Genomic DNA, 14,910 nt, shown 5'->3' with positions numbered 1-14,910 from the left:
CAATCATGATGTCAGATAGTATTAAAGAAAATGTTAATGGATTCTTTGAAGAAAGGACAAGATTCATCATCACATCGCGATACAAAATCTTGTTGAGTGTGACCAAATTACTTACAATCCTTATAATCCTGATCGGCTTATTAGGCGCTGTTGGTTTCTATCGTCTTCCTCCTGGCTGGGTAACACCATCCTTTCAAGTCGCTCTTCAAGAGACTATAGGGGCTGTGAATTTGAAAATTCCAGAAGCCCAAGTCCGATGGGGGGGATGGCGCCATCCTTTGGGCATTAATATACACAATGTGAGCATTAAAAAGGAAGATAAAGGCCTCACTTTGGAAGTCCCAAGTATCTTAATTTCCTTAAAAATTATTCCCCTTTTAACGGGAAAGGCCGAAATTGGTCGTTGTTCCTTTGAGTCAGCAAAACTCTATTCTAAGAGCATGCTTCTGGGGGTGATTTCTGGTAAGGCAAAGAAGCGTAACCAAAATATTACTCTTCAAGCGGATTTTGAAAATGTAGATGCTTCAGCGTTGATTCATTTTTTTATGGGCCAGGGTGATCCCCCTAAAGCGTCTTTCCCAATCGCTGGAAAAATTCTCTTGGAGGGGGGGACAGCAATTGGTGTCACGCTCATTAAACTAAGTGGTAAAAGTGAGGGGGGAGTCCTTGTCATTCCAGGGATTTACCCGCAACCTGTCGCTATAGATAAAGTTCAATTTGTTATTTCCGGAACAGAAAGAACCTTATCCTTGAAGAAAACAAGCGTAAAGCGCGGGAAAGCAACGCTTGAAGTTGGGGGGACGCTGCATGCCCCCGTTTCTTGGAAAACTCTATATGAAAAGGGAGGGAACGTTGACGTGACCCTAGAGGGGAAGGGGGGAGCCATTCTGGTTGATGATCTTGAACTATTATGGCCTCAAGGGTTGAGCCCCAAACCTCGGCATTGGGTTGTCAATCAATTATCTAAAGGAACAGCAGACCATTTAACCATTCACATGCAAGGACTTCTTGGTTTGGATCCTATCGCACAGATGTCCCGTTTTGAAATATCCGAGATGAATGGCGAAATAGATGCCAGTGGTATTACTGTGAATTATTTTGGGAAGCTACCGCCGGTCATAGATACGACAGGGAAGTGCCGTTTTACGCGTGAAAAATTCATGATTGATGCGGTTGGCAAAGCAAATGGAATCACCTTAAATTCAGCGAATGTTGTTATTCACGATCTTCACCTTGTAGATCAGACGATTCATATTGTGATGGATTTAGAGGGTCCAGTACGCAATAGTCTTGAAATCGTTAATGCTGACCCCTTACGCTTGGCGCAAAAGCTGGACTTAGATCCATCACGAATATCAGGAGAATCGACGACCCATCTAGAGTTATCTTTTCCATTAGAAACTGACCTTCCATTGGAGCTTGTTAACGTGACAGCCAGAAGCCAGATTCAAGGGGGGGAGATTTTATATAATGCTCAGGTGAACGGGAAGCCTGTCAAACTTAATCAAGGGACGTTCAGTTTAGACGTATCAAAAAAGTCCTTGGAAATGAAAGGAGAAGCATCCCTTCTAGGAGTTCTTTCGCATATTGAATGGCAGGAAAACTTTGATCATCCGGACATCCCTTTTCGTCGTCAATTCTTGTTGAAAGGGAGTTTAGATCTAGAGAAGTTGAAAAATTTTGGTATGGATACGACCGATTATTTGAAGGGTGTGGCAAAGGCTGATATAAAGTACACGGTTAACCAAGTTAACGAGGGGTTGGTTGAGGGGCTATTTGATTTGACATCCGCAACAATGGTTTCCCCTATATTGTCATGGCAGAAAGAAGAAAATGAATCTGCCCAATTAAAGTTAAAGATTAGAAAGGTTCCCTCTACTGAGACTTTTATGTTGGATTCAGCGACGTTAACTGCACCTAATCTCACCACAAGTATTCAAGGAAAAAAGGATGGTTATTTTGATGTTGGGCACCTCCAAATTGGAAATAGTCATTTAACGTCAAAAGTGAAATGGACTCAAGACGGACATGTTGAGGCCTTGATTAAGGGTAAGGTCCTTGATTTATCCTATATCCTCGATGATTCCGCCCCAGAACCCCTGATAAAGCCTAAAGCCTCTAAAGACAAAGGTGAGAATGTTAAAATAAAGGTCAAACTCCTTCTCGATGAGGTCCGATTGGGAAAAGATAATGCCATTCATCAAGTGAGTGGTGAAATGCTTTATCACGGAGATATTTTGATGGGAGCCACACTCAATGGAAAAGCCCGTCATAATAATGAGGCGATTTCATTGTCCATGAATCCTTTATCAAGGGATCAGCAGCAATTCATTTTGGAATCAGGTGATGGTGGTCATTTGTTAGAAATTTTAGGCGCTGGATATGACATAGAAGGTGGAAAGCTGTTTATTAAAGGGGTTAAAACGACTACAGATGCTGGAAAGAGCTGGGGGATTGAGGGGAATATCAGCATCGATAATTTTACCATCAAGAAGGCGCCCCTTCTGGCGCGCCTTCTATCTGCAGCCTCTCTTCAAGGGATCGTCAACTTCTTTTCGGGGCGAGGTATCCATTTTTATGAAGGGCAAGCTGATTTTTCTTTAACGCCAGACCATCTCCTGCTGAAGAGTGTTCGTTTAATGAGCCCGTCTTTGGGATTGATTTTAGAGGGGTCAATTGATCGTCTCCATCATAAGGTCAATTTGTCAGGAGAGCTCATTCCTTTATATATGGTCAATGCCCTTTTGGCCAATATACCCTTGCTGGGGGGGTGGTTTTCAGGGGGTCGGGAGGATGGGATATTTATGACTCAATTTACCTTAAAGGGTGATCGTGACGATCCCGATCTGCTGGTCAACCCAATTTCCACTGTTACACCAGGCTTGGTGAGAGAATTTTTAGCCAATCAAGAAAAGAAGAAAAGCCAAGAGGTAAAGCATTAAGCTTCCCTTAAAGCACAATTCTCTTAATTTACGACCTCAATAAATAGGATTCGAATCCCTAATAACATTAAAAGACCGCCGGTGCAGCGTTCTATCCAATGTCGGGAGTTGCTGAAGAATTGACGTAAGTGTTTATGGGAAAAGCAAACAGCAACGATTAAAAACCAGATGAGGGTGGTAAAAAATATGATCATACCATAAATGAAAATGATCATTCCTGGTTCATTGGGCGTGATAAACGCAGAGATGACGCTTAAAAAAAAGAGCATACATTTGACATTTATGGCATTTGTTAGAACCCCGGTCTGAAAGGCTTCGAGGGATGAAATATCTTTATGATGGCTCAAATTTCCATAAGTTAAGGTCCTTTTTCGGGCCATCAAGCCTTTAATTCCTATATAAATCAGATAACTCGCGCCCAAATATTTCACTAAATGAAAAAGTAAAACTGTTTTGGAAATAACAATGCCCAGTCCCAAAAGAATGTAGGCTAAATGGATCAATGTCCCAAAAGCGACACCAACAGCAGTGATGAGACCAGTCTTTCGGGAGTACACCAAGCTGTTGCGAACGACAACTGCAAAATCAGGTCCGGGGCTGATAAGGCCTACCAATTGAATGCCGGTTAGAGCCAAAATTGAAGGTAAATAATCAATCAGCATCAATCGGTTCCTTAATGTTTGTTCAAGTAGTCTTTTGCCAAAATTTCAGCAATTTGTATGGCATTCAAGGCTGCTCCTTTGCGAACATTATCCGCTACTATCCACAAATTGAGGCCATGGGGTACGGATTTATCTTGGCGAATACGGCTTATATAAACTGGGTCCTCACCCACACATTCAATCGGGGTTAAGTACTCACTTTCATCGGAATTATCTGTAACAATGATCCCAGGCGCATTTTTTAGTGCCTTTCGGGCCTGATCGGGTGGGATTGCTCCTTCAAATTCTACTGTTGCTGCAATCGAATGCCCAATAAAGACAGGAACTCTGACACACGTGACGGCAACCTGAATATCAGGTGAAAGAATTTTTTGTAGCTCCGCTTGAATTTTCCATTCTTCTTCTGTACTGCCATCCTCTCTAAATTCTCCGATTTGGGGAATCACATTAAAAGCTATGGGTCGAGGCAAATGATGGGATTGAGCTGGACTATTCATATACATAGCCCGTGTTTGATTCAGTAGCTCATCCATGGCATCCTTACCTGCCCCAGATACAGACTGGTAGGTAGATAAAACAACGCGTTTGATTGATGTTATTTTATGTAATGGCTTTAAGGCAACGACGAGCTGAATGAGGGAACAGTTGGGATTTGCGATAATACGGCGTTTGGTGTATCCCGCAATAGCTTCAGGGTTTACCTCTGGAACCACCAGAGGGATATCTGGGTCGTTGCGAAAATGGGAGGTGTTGTCAATAACCACACAACCTGAGGCTACTGCTTTTGGGGCAAACTCTGCCGATACTTTGCCGCCAGGGGAGAAAAGGGCAATGCTCATACCTTGAAAATCAAAGGTACTTAAGGGATATACCTTCAAGATACCGCTATCTCCATAAGAAACCTCACCACCTGCCGAACGTTCAGAAGCGACGGCAGTCACATTTTCAAAGGGGATACCCCGTTCAGCAAGTATAGAGAGCATTGCGCGGCCTACATTGCCTGTCGCTCCAACAACTACAATCTTGTGTTTATTCAATTTACTCATATTTTACTTTTATTTTTTCTGTTGCCATTCCCTAGGAAGCGGAAGCATTCTTTGTCTGCCTAGCTGACTCTCCGCACGGATGCAGATCTTCTCAAAATAACTTGTACCACTGAAAGTTTGTTTTTGCGATAGCTTTAATTAATATAAATGAAAAATTCTTCTTTATAAAGTACACTAAATGTTTACTTTTAATGCTTATTATAAAATAGGTAAGAAAACTGAGTATGTTAATTAAATTAGGAGTAGTATTATGAAAGTAAATAAATATGGCATTCTTGTGGTTAGTGCAGTAATGCTTAAAATTTCATGCGCCTGTGCAATTGATATTGAAGGGATGAGCTCTCATACAGAGGTAAGTAATAAAGCTTTCAAGCTTGTTGAACAAAGTCGTGAGTTAAATAAAGAAGTCAGTATAGGAGAGACGCCAGCTCAGCAGGAGGCCGACAAGGCAAAATCAGATACTACTGGTGTGCTACTTTCAGAAACAGTTGCTTCTAACACAGCCAGCACTGAACCAGCGCCACCAACAGCTCCTAAGGCAAAAAGGTGGTATTTCTTTTAGTTAAAGTAAAATTGATTCCAGATCTCGATCCCTATCGGTGGACTTGTTATTATCGATAGGGATCATCTTGCATTAAATACCGTTGCACATAATCTCTCACGCCTTCTTCGAGTGACGTAAAGGCGCGGGTATAGCCTGCAGCCTCCAAGCCACCATTGATGCTTTGTGTAAAGTATTGATATTTACCTTTAAGAATGTCCGGCATATCAATGAATTCTAAGGACTCTGGCTGCAGGAGAGCTGCGAAGACGGCCCGTGCAAGGTCAGCAAAGCTACGTGCTTGTCCTGTCCCTACATTAAAGAGACCGCTTACCTCAGGATGATCATAAAGCCACATCATCACATCTAAGCAATCATTTATATATATGAAATCCCGCAATTGTCCGCCATCTTTATAATCCGGATGGTCAGACTTGAAGAGACGGGCTACTCCTTTTGCTTGTATCTGGTGATAAACCTGATTCACAACGCTCATCATTCCCCCTTTGTGGTATTCGTTGGGGCCATAGACATTAAAGAACTTCAATCCCGCACATTGAGGCGGCAAAGTAAAGTCTTCATTGGAACCCAGCTCTCGAATTTGAGCAATAGTTCGATCAACCAGATGCTTGCTCCAGCCATAGGGATTCAATGGACGAAGTTTAGACAAACCGATTCGGGTAGGGTCATCTTCAAATCCAACGCTTCCATCTCCATAGGTGGCGGCAGAAGAGGCATAGATAAGGCGAGTCCGATTCCGCCCACACCATTCTACTAATTTCATGGTGAGGCGATAATTCTGCTCTAAAATCAAGTCCACGTTTTTTTCTGTTGTATCAGAAATTGCCCCCATGTGAAAAATCACTTCAACGTTATTCTTATTCGCATCCAGGAAGGGGAGCAACTGAGAGGCGTCTATGCAGTTGTAAAGATCACGTTTGACAAGGTTATGCCATTTAGCCGTATCGCCCAACGTATCGCACACAACTAGACGGTTTATGCCTCGTTGTTCCAAAGCAGCAACCACATTTGAACCTATAAACCCTGCGCCACCGGTTACTATAATCATGTAATCTCACCTAAATTTAATGTAAAGCTTCCATCCTTCTTTATAAAAGGAATAGATCCCTTTCGCAACCATGTGCATATACGTGCGTTATTTCATCCTAGAAAGGAGTGTTTTAAGGCGCTATAACCCTCACAAATGGGGTTAAATTTACCCCTCATTATTTTAGATCAAATTTTAGGGAAATAAGTCAAAATAACAGGTTGTGGGGTTTTACAGCATAAATTTTGCGAAATCAAGTCAAAAAAATGCATTTTTCTTAGCAAAAACCCCATATTCCGTGTTGACGTGGGGGGAAAAGTCGACTTAAGATTCAAGTGTAGTCTAGTGGTTCAACTTTAATATAGGAATTATACCGTGAATAAAAGTGATCTAATCGCAAAAGTAGCAGCTGCTTCAAGCCTCACAAAAACTGACGCAGAGAAAGCAATTGACGCAACATTTAAGTCTATTACCCAATCTTTGAAAAAAGGCGAAGAAGTTCGTTTGATTGGTTTTGGTACTTTCGTTGTAACAAACCGTCCAGCCAGCGATGGCCGTAACCCACGCACAGGTGCAGCAATTAGAATTCCTGCAACTCGTTTGCCTAAGTTCCGCGCTGGTAAGCAATTGAAAGAAGCAGTCGCAAAATAAATTTGCAAAACTACCAGAAAGAACAATTGAAATGGTAGGAAACTTGTTTTATGTTGCATGAGTGACTGAGAGAAAATAGTGGGCGATTAGCTCAGCGGTAGAGCGTCTCGTTTACACCGAGAGGGTCGGCAGTTCAAATCTGTCATCGCCCACCACCTTTCTCTTCACTCATGCCCTTTGAAGACTCGTGATATAAAGCCCTGAGAAATCTGGGCTTTTTTTTATATCTCTCTCCCTTTAGTCCAATTATCTTGAAGAATCTTCGAAAATACCTTAGAAAGGGTACTTCTAGTTAAGCGAAGGAACCAAGAGATGACCCTTAGTCCCCCGATACAAAAAACGCTCATTGTCCAAGAATTGGGCCAAAATGGCGATGGCGTGGTCATTGCGGACGACCAACGGCTGTACATTCCCTACGCAACGCCAGGTGATGAAGTGTCCGTTGAGCTTATTCTTACCAAAAAAAATCGATATCAAGTTGTCCATCATGAGATTATCAGTCAAGGGGCAAACTATGTGAAACCGCCGTGTCCACACTTTGGGGTGTGCGGAAGTTGCCAATTGCAACATTTAGGAGATGAAACTTATCGACAATTTAAGCGGGATAAAATATTAAAGCCGCTTCTGTTTGAAGGGTTCGAAAACCCAGACCCCCTAGTGCTAGAGCCGATTGTTTTACCTCCGGGTTTACGAAGGCGAGCCAACTTTAACTTCCGTTGTCTTCCAAAAGGGGTGGAACTTGGCTATCACAAATACCACTCTTATGAGCTTCTCACCCTTGAGAGCTGTCATATTTTAAGGCCTGAGATTGTTGCCTTTATGAAGCCGCTTCTCGAGGTTATTGGAAAATCTTTCCCTGCAGGGTTTGAGGGGGAAGTGTTTATCACGTCTGCTCATAATGGGTTGGATGTAACGGTTGAAGTGCGCGACAAAACCCCTTTGACCTTAGAACAGCGAGAATTGTGGGGCCAATTCGCGAGTCACCAGAACCTTTGCCGTCTCTTGGTGACTTTGAAGGGAAAAGAAGATTTTACCCTAATACGAGAGATGCCTTACGTCTTGTTTGATGAAGTGCCCGTCGAGAGTAATTGCCGTGGATTCTTGCAGCCTAGTTCCGAGGCAGACAAAATACTTACGTCTCTCGTGTGTGATCTCCTACCACAGGCCCCTTCTCGAATCGCCGATTTGTTCTGCGGCCGGGGAACGCTCTCTCTGCCCTTGTCCAGATTTGCACCTGTCGATGGCTATGAGATGGACGAACCTGCCTTAAACGCGCTTAAAAGTGCGGCAGGTAAGGTGCAAAGACCCATAGCGACATTCTATCGCGATCTCTTTAAAACTCCTTTGAGAGAGAAAGAGCTTGAGCCTTACGATGTTGTGGTGGTGGATCCCCCGCGGGCAGGGGCGATTGAACAAACTCAAGCTCTTGCAGCATCCGCTGTTCCAACACTGATCTATGTATCGTGTAATCCTCTGACATTCGCGCGTGATGCGCGTATCTTGGTGGAAGGAGGCTATAAAATTGAAGCTATCCAACCGCTGGACCAATTCCGTTGGACCGTTCATGTGGAAGCCATTGCAAAACTGACGAGAGGGTAACTTTCATCAGCATTTCTTATTGTTGTTTACTCAGATAACTTCATTTCTTTCAAGTTGAATAGACAAGTTCCTTCTATTAAAAAATTAATTGATCAAACGTTCAATTAATGATACAACGGACATGTCATTCGTTTAACGTAAAAGGAAAGGATAGAAGCATGATAAAAATTAGAGTCATTTTTGTTGGACCAGAAATTGAAGGAAAGTCATTCAGAAAGCTTGAGGATTTACTCCCCTATCAAGATTTAGGGGTGGAACTCAGCCTTAGCAACAACCCTTTTGGCCCCATTCATGGCCAGAACGACATTGAACATTCTTTGGGTCGTGCCGGTATGTCGCTCGCTGCCATCGAAGCCGAAAGGGATGGTGTTGATGCGATTGTCATTGACTCCATGGGGGATACGGGTCTGTTTGAATGCCGCGAAGCGGTTACCATTCCGGTCGTTGGCATGGGCGATAGTTCCTTTCGGGTTGCTCAAATGTTAGGACGGAAATTCGGACTCATTACTGCCGGCAAATGGCATGGTTATGCCTTGGAACGGACCATGAAATCCTATGGTATCTTTTCTCAGTTCGTTGGATTTGAGGCCTTGAATCTCCAGCCATTTACAGATTTCGAAGACTCAAATACATCCTTAAATCAAGCAATTATATCAGCTATGAACAAGCTCATCGATCAGGATGCAGATACAATTGTGCTTGGTGGGAGCTATTTCATTGGCCAAGAAAAAAATCTTTCAACGTTGCTTGCCGATGAAAAATATAAGGATCTCGTTGTGATTGACCCGTTACCACTGGCTATACGGTTTGCGCGTATGTTGGTGGATGCGAAGCTTTCCCAAAGCAAGCGCATTTATGCCACCCCAACTCATGCGACACCCGTTATTGGGTATCCTTTGATACAGTCAACGCCGGGGGTTGCTGCTTAAGAAGTTTCAGGGATTCTTGTGATTTCCAAGAATCCCTCCTGAATTCAAATGACTTAGTCTACTCCTTTGTCGATCCCGTTTCCTCTTCGACGACGCCAATGGTGTTATCGCCACTGGATTTGTCACATGCTCCTTCGCTTATGGTCGAAGGCACAGGTGTTGGATTGCTCTCACCCTCAGAAGAGGCTAAGGCAGTAGAGGCTACGGCTTCTTTCATTTTCTTCTTTTTTGCAAGTCTCTTCTTCTTATTTTGTTTAGCTTTCTTTCTCGTAGCTTCCTTTTCTTGTTCCGTTGGGGCCATTAAGGTTAAGAGGTTCATATTTGGTGTGGCTTCTGTTGTGAGACCACTTGCCACAATTCGGGCAGCGATTTCTTTGGCCTGTATTTCTTCGGCGGTTTTTACAATACCCACACGTAATATTTTTCCAACAACCCATTCGAGACTTGTCGATATGTTATAGACAGGGACCATACCTTTCATAAGTTCTTCATAATGTTTTTTGACACCCCGAGCATTTCTTTTGACACTCTCGTCTTTGCTCTTTACAACTTCCTCAACAAAGGATCTTAAGCGCTCTGTTGTATACCCATTCGACATGATTCCTCCAAGAATCCTCTGATTGTCTTCATTCATAAAAAACAAAGGTGCGCCAAGAGTCTCACAACCAATTAATCCAGTTAACTTATCTTCTGCGGATAATTCTTTTGGAGAAAAAGTTTCGGGCACGCCACCTCGTGTTTTAAAAGAATTATAAAAAATGTTACTTGTCTTGTCATACGTAGACATTTGCACAAATGCTGTCAGGGAAACGCGACATGCTTTTTTCTTTGCGGTAATGGGGACCACTTTGGCTTGGGCTCCGATACAAATACTTTTCATTTCTGAAATTTCTGCAGATGAAAACCCTCGTACCGGTAAGTCTTGGATTGGCAGAGGTGTTTCGAGTTCCAATATAGAGATGTCGCGCCCCAGAAGAGGGAACTCATGAGAAATTGCATCAAGGAAGAGTGTTATTTCAATTAGCTTACTAATAAAACTATCCATGTAAGATTTGCAAACATCCAACTCATGAGCCATAACAATTTGTTGGAGTTCACTTTCTTTTTGTGGTTTGTAAAGCACCTTAAACGAACTAAACGGAACACTATTTCTTTTAAGCTCTTTTTTTGTAAGGCCAAGATCAAGGTCAGTTCCCGTCATCGGAATATCGCATGATTGAGCTTGAATAAAGATAGTATTTTGTGGATATTGCCCGAACTCGGAAGCGCCCGATGTCAAAACATATTTGGGCGTTAATTGGATAGCTGTTCTTATGGTTGAGTCTGCGCACATTAAAAAGCCAATATTCTGGAGGTGCGGGCACGTCTTCATCACCTGTTGAACTTCTTCTTCAATAAAGGCTTCACGCTCAGTTGCCTCCGAATGAGCATGTATAATCAAGAAAATGAGAAGGGATAAACACTTTTTCATGGTATCTCCGGTAATAATAACATCTTCAGTAACGATGCTAAAGCTTGCGTGGTATCTCTTGGCGCCAACTTAAGGAATTGAAGGGGTGCTGTAAAGGCCATAAATGGATTCATTTTTGTAAAAAAAATGGCATCAAGCGCCAAAATTTCGAAAAATTTTTCTTGATCTTTTATATAATCCCTTGCTAATAGGCGTTAGGGTTTGCAAAATGAAAATCAGAATATTGCCCATAGGCTCAAGGACTGTGACTTAATGAAAAACGTTGTTATTGTGGAATCGCCGGCAAAGGCCAAGACGATTAATCGCTATTTGGGCAAAGACTTCACCGTCCTTGCCAGCTTTGGACATATTCGAGATTTACCTTCCAAGAATGGCTCTGTGCGCCCTGAAGAAGACTTCGCTATGAGTTGGGAAACGGATGATCGCTCAAAGAAACACATCGCTGAAATTGCCAAAGCCATTCGCGGCGCCGACCATCTCTATCTCGCAACTGACCCTGATAGAGAAGGGGAAGCCATCGCTTGGCACGTGCAACAAGTCTTGACTGAACAAGGTGCTTTGTCGCCTCAAACAGAAGTTCAGCGTATCGTTTTTCATGAAATTACAAAGACCGCCGTCCAACATTCTCTTGAAAATCCCCGGGCTATTAATAAAGAATTGGTGGATGCGTACCTGGCACGTCGTGCGCTTGATTATTTGGTGGGATTCACCTTGTCCCCAGTATTGTGGCGTAAACTCCCTGGTTCCCGCTCTGCGGGACGTGTGCAATCGGTGGCTTTGCGGTTGGTGGTTGAGCGCGAAGCTGAAATTGAAGTGTTCAAACCGCAAGAATACTGGTCCATCACCGCGCAATTGATGACCCCACGAAATGAGAAATTTAACGGGCGCTTGACCCACCTCAACGGGAAAAAATTGGATAAGTTCGACCTGAATACCCAAGCGCTCGCTGAGGCCGCTGTTGAAGCGATTCGTGCCCGAACCTTGGCTGTTTCAACCTTAGAGAAAAAGCAGGTGAAGCGCCATCCGGCAGCTCCCTTTATCACCTCAACCTTGCAACAAGAAGCATCGCGTAAACTGGGGTATGGGGCCTCGCGCACCATGCAGCTTGCACAACGCTTGTATGAAGGCGTTGAAATGGGCGGTGAAGTCACTGGTTTGATCACCTATATGCGTACGGACAGCATTCAAATTGCGAATGAGGCTTTGTTTGCGGCTCGGGACTATATTGAAAAATCATATGGCAAGCCTTATGTTCCCCCGTCACCACGCGTTTTTAAAAACAAATCGAAGAACGCCCAAGAAGCCCACGAAGCCATTCGACCCACTCAACTGTCACGTCACCCAGATGAGGTTCGCCAGTACTTGGATGACTCTCAATTTAAGCTTTATGAATTAATTTGGAAGCGGACGATTGCGTCACAAATGGAAAGCGCTTTGTTTGACCAGGTAACGGTTGAAATGGCGTCTCCGGACAAACAAATTACGTTGAGAGCAACGGGCTCTACAATGACCTTTGATGGTTTCCTGAAACTCTATCAAGAAGGTGTAGATGAAGACCCTGAAAAAGATGAGGAAGATCGCCTCTTGCCCGTCCTATCCATGGGCGATGCCATTGAGCAGAAGCAAATCACACCGAACCAACATTTCACGCAACCGCCCCCGCGCTATAGCGAAGCGAGTTTGGTCAAGAAGCTGGAAGAATTAGGAATTGGCCGACCCTCGACATATGCTTCGATCATCCATGTTTTGCAAGAGAGGGATTATGTGCGTCTTGAAAAGCGTCAGTTCATTCCCGAAGAGCGGGGCCGTCTTGTCACCGTCTTTTTGGTCAATTTCTTTAACAAGTATATTCAGTATGACTTTACGGCGAATTTGGAAGAAGAGTTAGACGAAATCTCTGAAGGCCGTCTGCCTTGGAAGGCAGTTTTGACACGCTTTTGGGGACCGTTTCATGAAACGACGGATGCCACACAAAACTTACGCACCACGGAAGTGATCGATCGCCTCGAGCACGATATGAGCTTCCATTTGTTTGGCGAAGATGAGGCAACTCGCGTTTGTCCGACGTGCAAAACCGGTCGTGTGAGCTTAAAATTGAGTCGCTTCGGCGCTTTCTTGGGGTGCTCCAACTATCCAGAATGCCGCTACACACGACCTTTGAGCGTTACGGGAGATGAAGCAACGGCGGCAGCCCCTGAAGAACCGAAGGAAGTTGGCAGCGATCCAGATACGGAAGAAATGATTAGTTTGCGCAAAGGTCCCTATGGGTATTACCTCCAGTGGGGTGATGAAACAACAGTATCGGCTCAAAAACCTTCTAAAAAAAGTGAAACGGAAGACGAAGCTCCTAAAAAAGGTAAAAAAACAACGAAGAAGAAGGCGGCTAAGTCAACAAAGCCAAAGCCAAAACGCGTTTCTTTGCCGGCGACAACAGCGCCTGATGATGTCACTTTAGAGATGGCTCTCCAGTTGAAGAGATTGCCCTTTCCCATTGGTGAACACCCCGATTCAGGTGATCGTTTGAGCGTCGGTCTTGGGCGCTTTGGCCCTTATGTGAAATTCGGGGACCAATTTGCTTCCATTCCAAAAGCATACGACTTTTTAAACCTCACTCTTGAGGAGGCCGTCGCCATCGTTAATGCCAAAATCCAAAAAGGGGCATCGGGTGTGAAACGCGGACGCGGTGGCTTTAAGAAGAAGGCAGTGAAGAAGAAGGCATGAGGGGTGGTGTTGTGGATGTTAGCCATCAAGGTTAGCTCCCTCTCACCCCTTCGCTTTTGACCCCGCCTTTTTCTTCGCAGGAGCTTTAATTTCTTTCCTCAAAGGTTCTTGAGTCTGCACGATTGATGGACGCACATACCCACCCACAATGCCTCGTCTAGACAACACGATTTGCCAGAGTTGGCTGTCTCGTGCCCGGAAGCTCCCCGCACATGAGAGTAGATAATAGTTCCACATCCGGCGGAAACGGTCATCATATTTTCCTTTAAGGCTGTCCCAGCTGTCATTGAAGTTCTTGTGCCATGCCATGAGGGTGGTGTCATAATTGCTGCCAAAATTATGCCAGTCTTCCATTATAAATTGCCCTTCGATGGACGTGTTGATTTGCTCAATGGAAGGGACTTGTCCATTTGGGAAAATGTACTTGTCAATCCAAGGGCTCTGGCAGGTGGTGGTGGAAAAATTGCTTCCGATGGTATGCAACAAAAATAAGCCATCATCCTTCAGGCACTTGGCTGCAACTTCCATATAGGTTTTGTAATTTTTGTAGCCGACATGCTCAAACATCCCAAGACTGACGATACGGTCAAACTTAAGGCCGAGTTGTTGCAAATCTCGGTAATCTTGAAGATAAAATTCGACCGGAAGGCCTTTGCACAGCTTTTCAGCGAGATGAATTTGTTCGCGGGAAATGGTAACACCCGACACAGAAACTTTGTATTTTTCTGCGGCATATTTGGCAAAACTTCCCCATCCACATCCAATATCGAGGATCCTCATTCCGGGCTTCAATTGCAGTTTTTGACAGGTTAATTCAAGCTTGGCTTCTTGCGCTTCATTAAGGTTTTTCGCTCCATTATCCCAATAGCCACAAGTGTACGTTAAACGCTTATCCAGCATTTTTTCATATAAATCATTATCAATATCGTAGTGCTTTTCGCCGACGATAAAGGCTCTTTCTTTTGTCTGAAAATTGAAGAGTCCACGCATCGCCTCGAAAAGTTTTTGAATCAGAAGGCTTTGCCAGAAATGAGGCTGATGAATCGCTTTTGTTTTGAGGTCGGATCGAATAACTCGATAAAAAAATTCATCCAGACTCTGACAATCCCACCAACCGTCCATATAAGATTCGCCAAGACCAAGATCTGTATTCTTTATCAGCCGGTTATAGAGACGCTCATCATGAACAATTATGTCCCAGGGGCGTGTTCCATTGATCTTAATGTCTCCGAGTAAAAGAATATCCTGGACAATCTGCTTCATAGCTCGTTCCCCATTAAACGACATACAAATTGATTTT

11 protein-coding genes and 1 tRNA gene are annotated in these 14,910 nt (G+C 43.8%); 7 read left to right on the top strand and 5 right to left on the bottom strand.

What is annotated here, in order from left to right:
- Positions 1-5: 5 nt before the first annotated feature.
- A complete protein-coding gene (locus K2Y18_04490) occupies positions 6-2,942 on the top strand; it encodes an AsmA-like C-terminal domain-containing protein (protein MBX9804997.1) in 2,937 nt (978 codons plus the stop codon).
- A gap of 23 nt (positions 2,943-2,965) precedes the next feature.
- Here K2Y18_04490 and K2Y18_04485 read toward each other — a convergent pair whose 3' ends face one another.
- Positions 2,966-3,604 carry a LysE family transporter gene (locus K2Y18_04485; GenBank protein MBX9804996.1) on the bottom strand — a complete coding sequence of 213 codons (639 nt, stop codon included), beginning with the start codon at positions 3,602-3,604 and terminating at the stop codon, positions 2,966-2,968.
- Positions 3,605-3,615: 11 nt separating this feature from the next.
- The gene (locus K2Y18_04480) at positions 3,616-4,650 is read right to left on the bottom strand and encodes an aspartate-semialdehyde dehydrogenase (protein ID MBX9804995.1); all 1,035 of its coding nucleotides are present in this window, start codon (positions 4,648-4,650) and stop codon (positions 3,616-3,618) included.
- A gap of 250 nt (positions 4,651-4,900) precedes the next feature.
- On the opposite strand from K2Y18_04480, the gene K2Y18_04475 reads away from it, so the two are divergent.
- Positions 4,901-5,212, top strand: coding sequence for a hypothetical protein (locus K2Y18_04475; protein MBX9804994.1), 312 nt, complete (start codon positions 4,901-4,903; stop codon positions 5,210-5,212).
- A gap of 49 nt (positions 5,213-5,261) precedes the next feature.
- On the opposite strand, the gene rfaD is transcribed toward K2Y18_04475, so the two are convergent.
- Positions 5,262-6,260 (bottom strand): ADP-glyceromanno-heptose 6-epimerase, encoded by a 999-nt coding sequence (gene rfaD, locus K2Y18_04470; protein ID MBX9804993.1) that lies wholly within the window; start codon positions 6,258-6,260, stop codon positions 5,262-5,264.
- 354 nt (positions 6,261-6,614) lie between these two features.
- Here rfaD and K2Y18_04465 point away from each other — a divergent pair, with 354 nt between their 5' ends.
- The 4 genes from K2Y18_04465 (at position 6,615) to K2Y18_04450 (ending at position 9,418) form a co-directional block, all read left to right on the top strand.
- Entirely contained in the window at positions 6,615-6,890 is a 276-nt protein-coding gene (locus K2Y18_04465) for an HU family DNA-binding protein (protein MBX9804992.1), read from the top strand.
- 80 nt (positions 6,891-6,970) lie between these two features.
- A tRNA-Val gene (locus K2Y18_04460) sits at positions 6,971-7,045 on the top strand.
- A 157-nt stretch (positions 7,046-7,202) separates the two neighbouring features.
- Positions 7,203-8,489 carry a methyltransferase gene (locus tag K2Y18_04455; GenBank protein MBX9804991.1) on the top strand — a complete coding sequence of 429 codons (1,287 nt, stop codon included), beginning with the start codon at positions 7,203-7,205 and terminating at the stop codon, positions 8,487-8,489.
- Positions 8,490-8,647: 158 nt separating this feature from the next.
- Positions 8,648-9,418, top strand: coding sequence for an aspartate/glutamate racemase family protein (locus tag K2Y18_04450; protein MBX9804990.1), 771 nt, complete (start codon positions 8,648-8,650; stop codon positions 9,416-9,418).
- Positions 9,419-9,476: 58 nt separating this feature from the next.
- Here K2Y18_04450 and K2Y18_04445 read toward each other — a convergent pair whose 3' ends face one another.
- Positions 9,477-10,889, bottom strand: a complete 1,413-nt coding sequence (locus K2Y18_04445) for a hypothetical protein (GenBank protein ID MBX9804989.1) — start codon at positions 10,887-10,889, stop codon at positions 9,477-9,479.
- Between the two features lie 252 nt (positions 10,890-11,141).
- Here K2Y18_04445 and topA point away from each other — a divergent pair, with 252 nt between their 5' ends.
- The gene (topA, locus tag K2Y18_04440) at positions 11,142-13,610 is read left to right on the top strand and encodes a type I DNA topoisomerase (GenBank protein MBX9804988.1); all 2,469 of its coding nucleotides are present in this window, start codon (positions 11,142-11,144) and stop codon (positions 13,608-13,610) included.
- Between the two features lie 42 nt (positions 13,611-13,652).
- On the opposite strand, the gene cfa is transcribed toward topA, so the two are convergent.
- Positions 13,653-14,873: a cyclopropane fatty acyl phospholipid synthase gene (cfa, locus tag K2Y18_04435; protein MBX9804987.1), complete on the bottom strand. Its 1,221-nt coding sequence runs from the start codon at positions 14,871-14,873 to the stop codon at positions 13,653-13,655.
- Between the last annotated feature and the right edge of the window lie 37 nt (positions 14,874-14,910).

The organism is Alphaproteobacteria bacterium, assembly GCA_019746225.1.
In the GTDB taxonomy this organism is placed as follows: domain Bacteria; phylum Pseudomonadota; class Alphaproteobacteria; order Paracaedibacterales; family VGCI01; genus VGCI01.
This window is presented reverse-complemented; position numbering and strand designations above follow the sequence as displayed.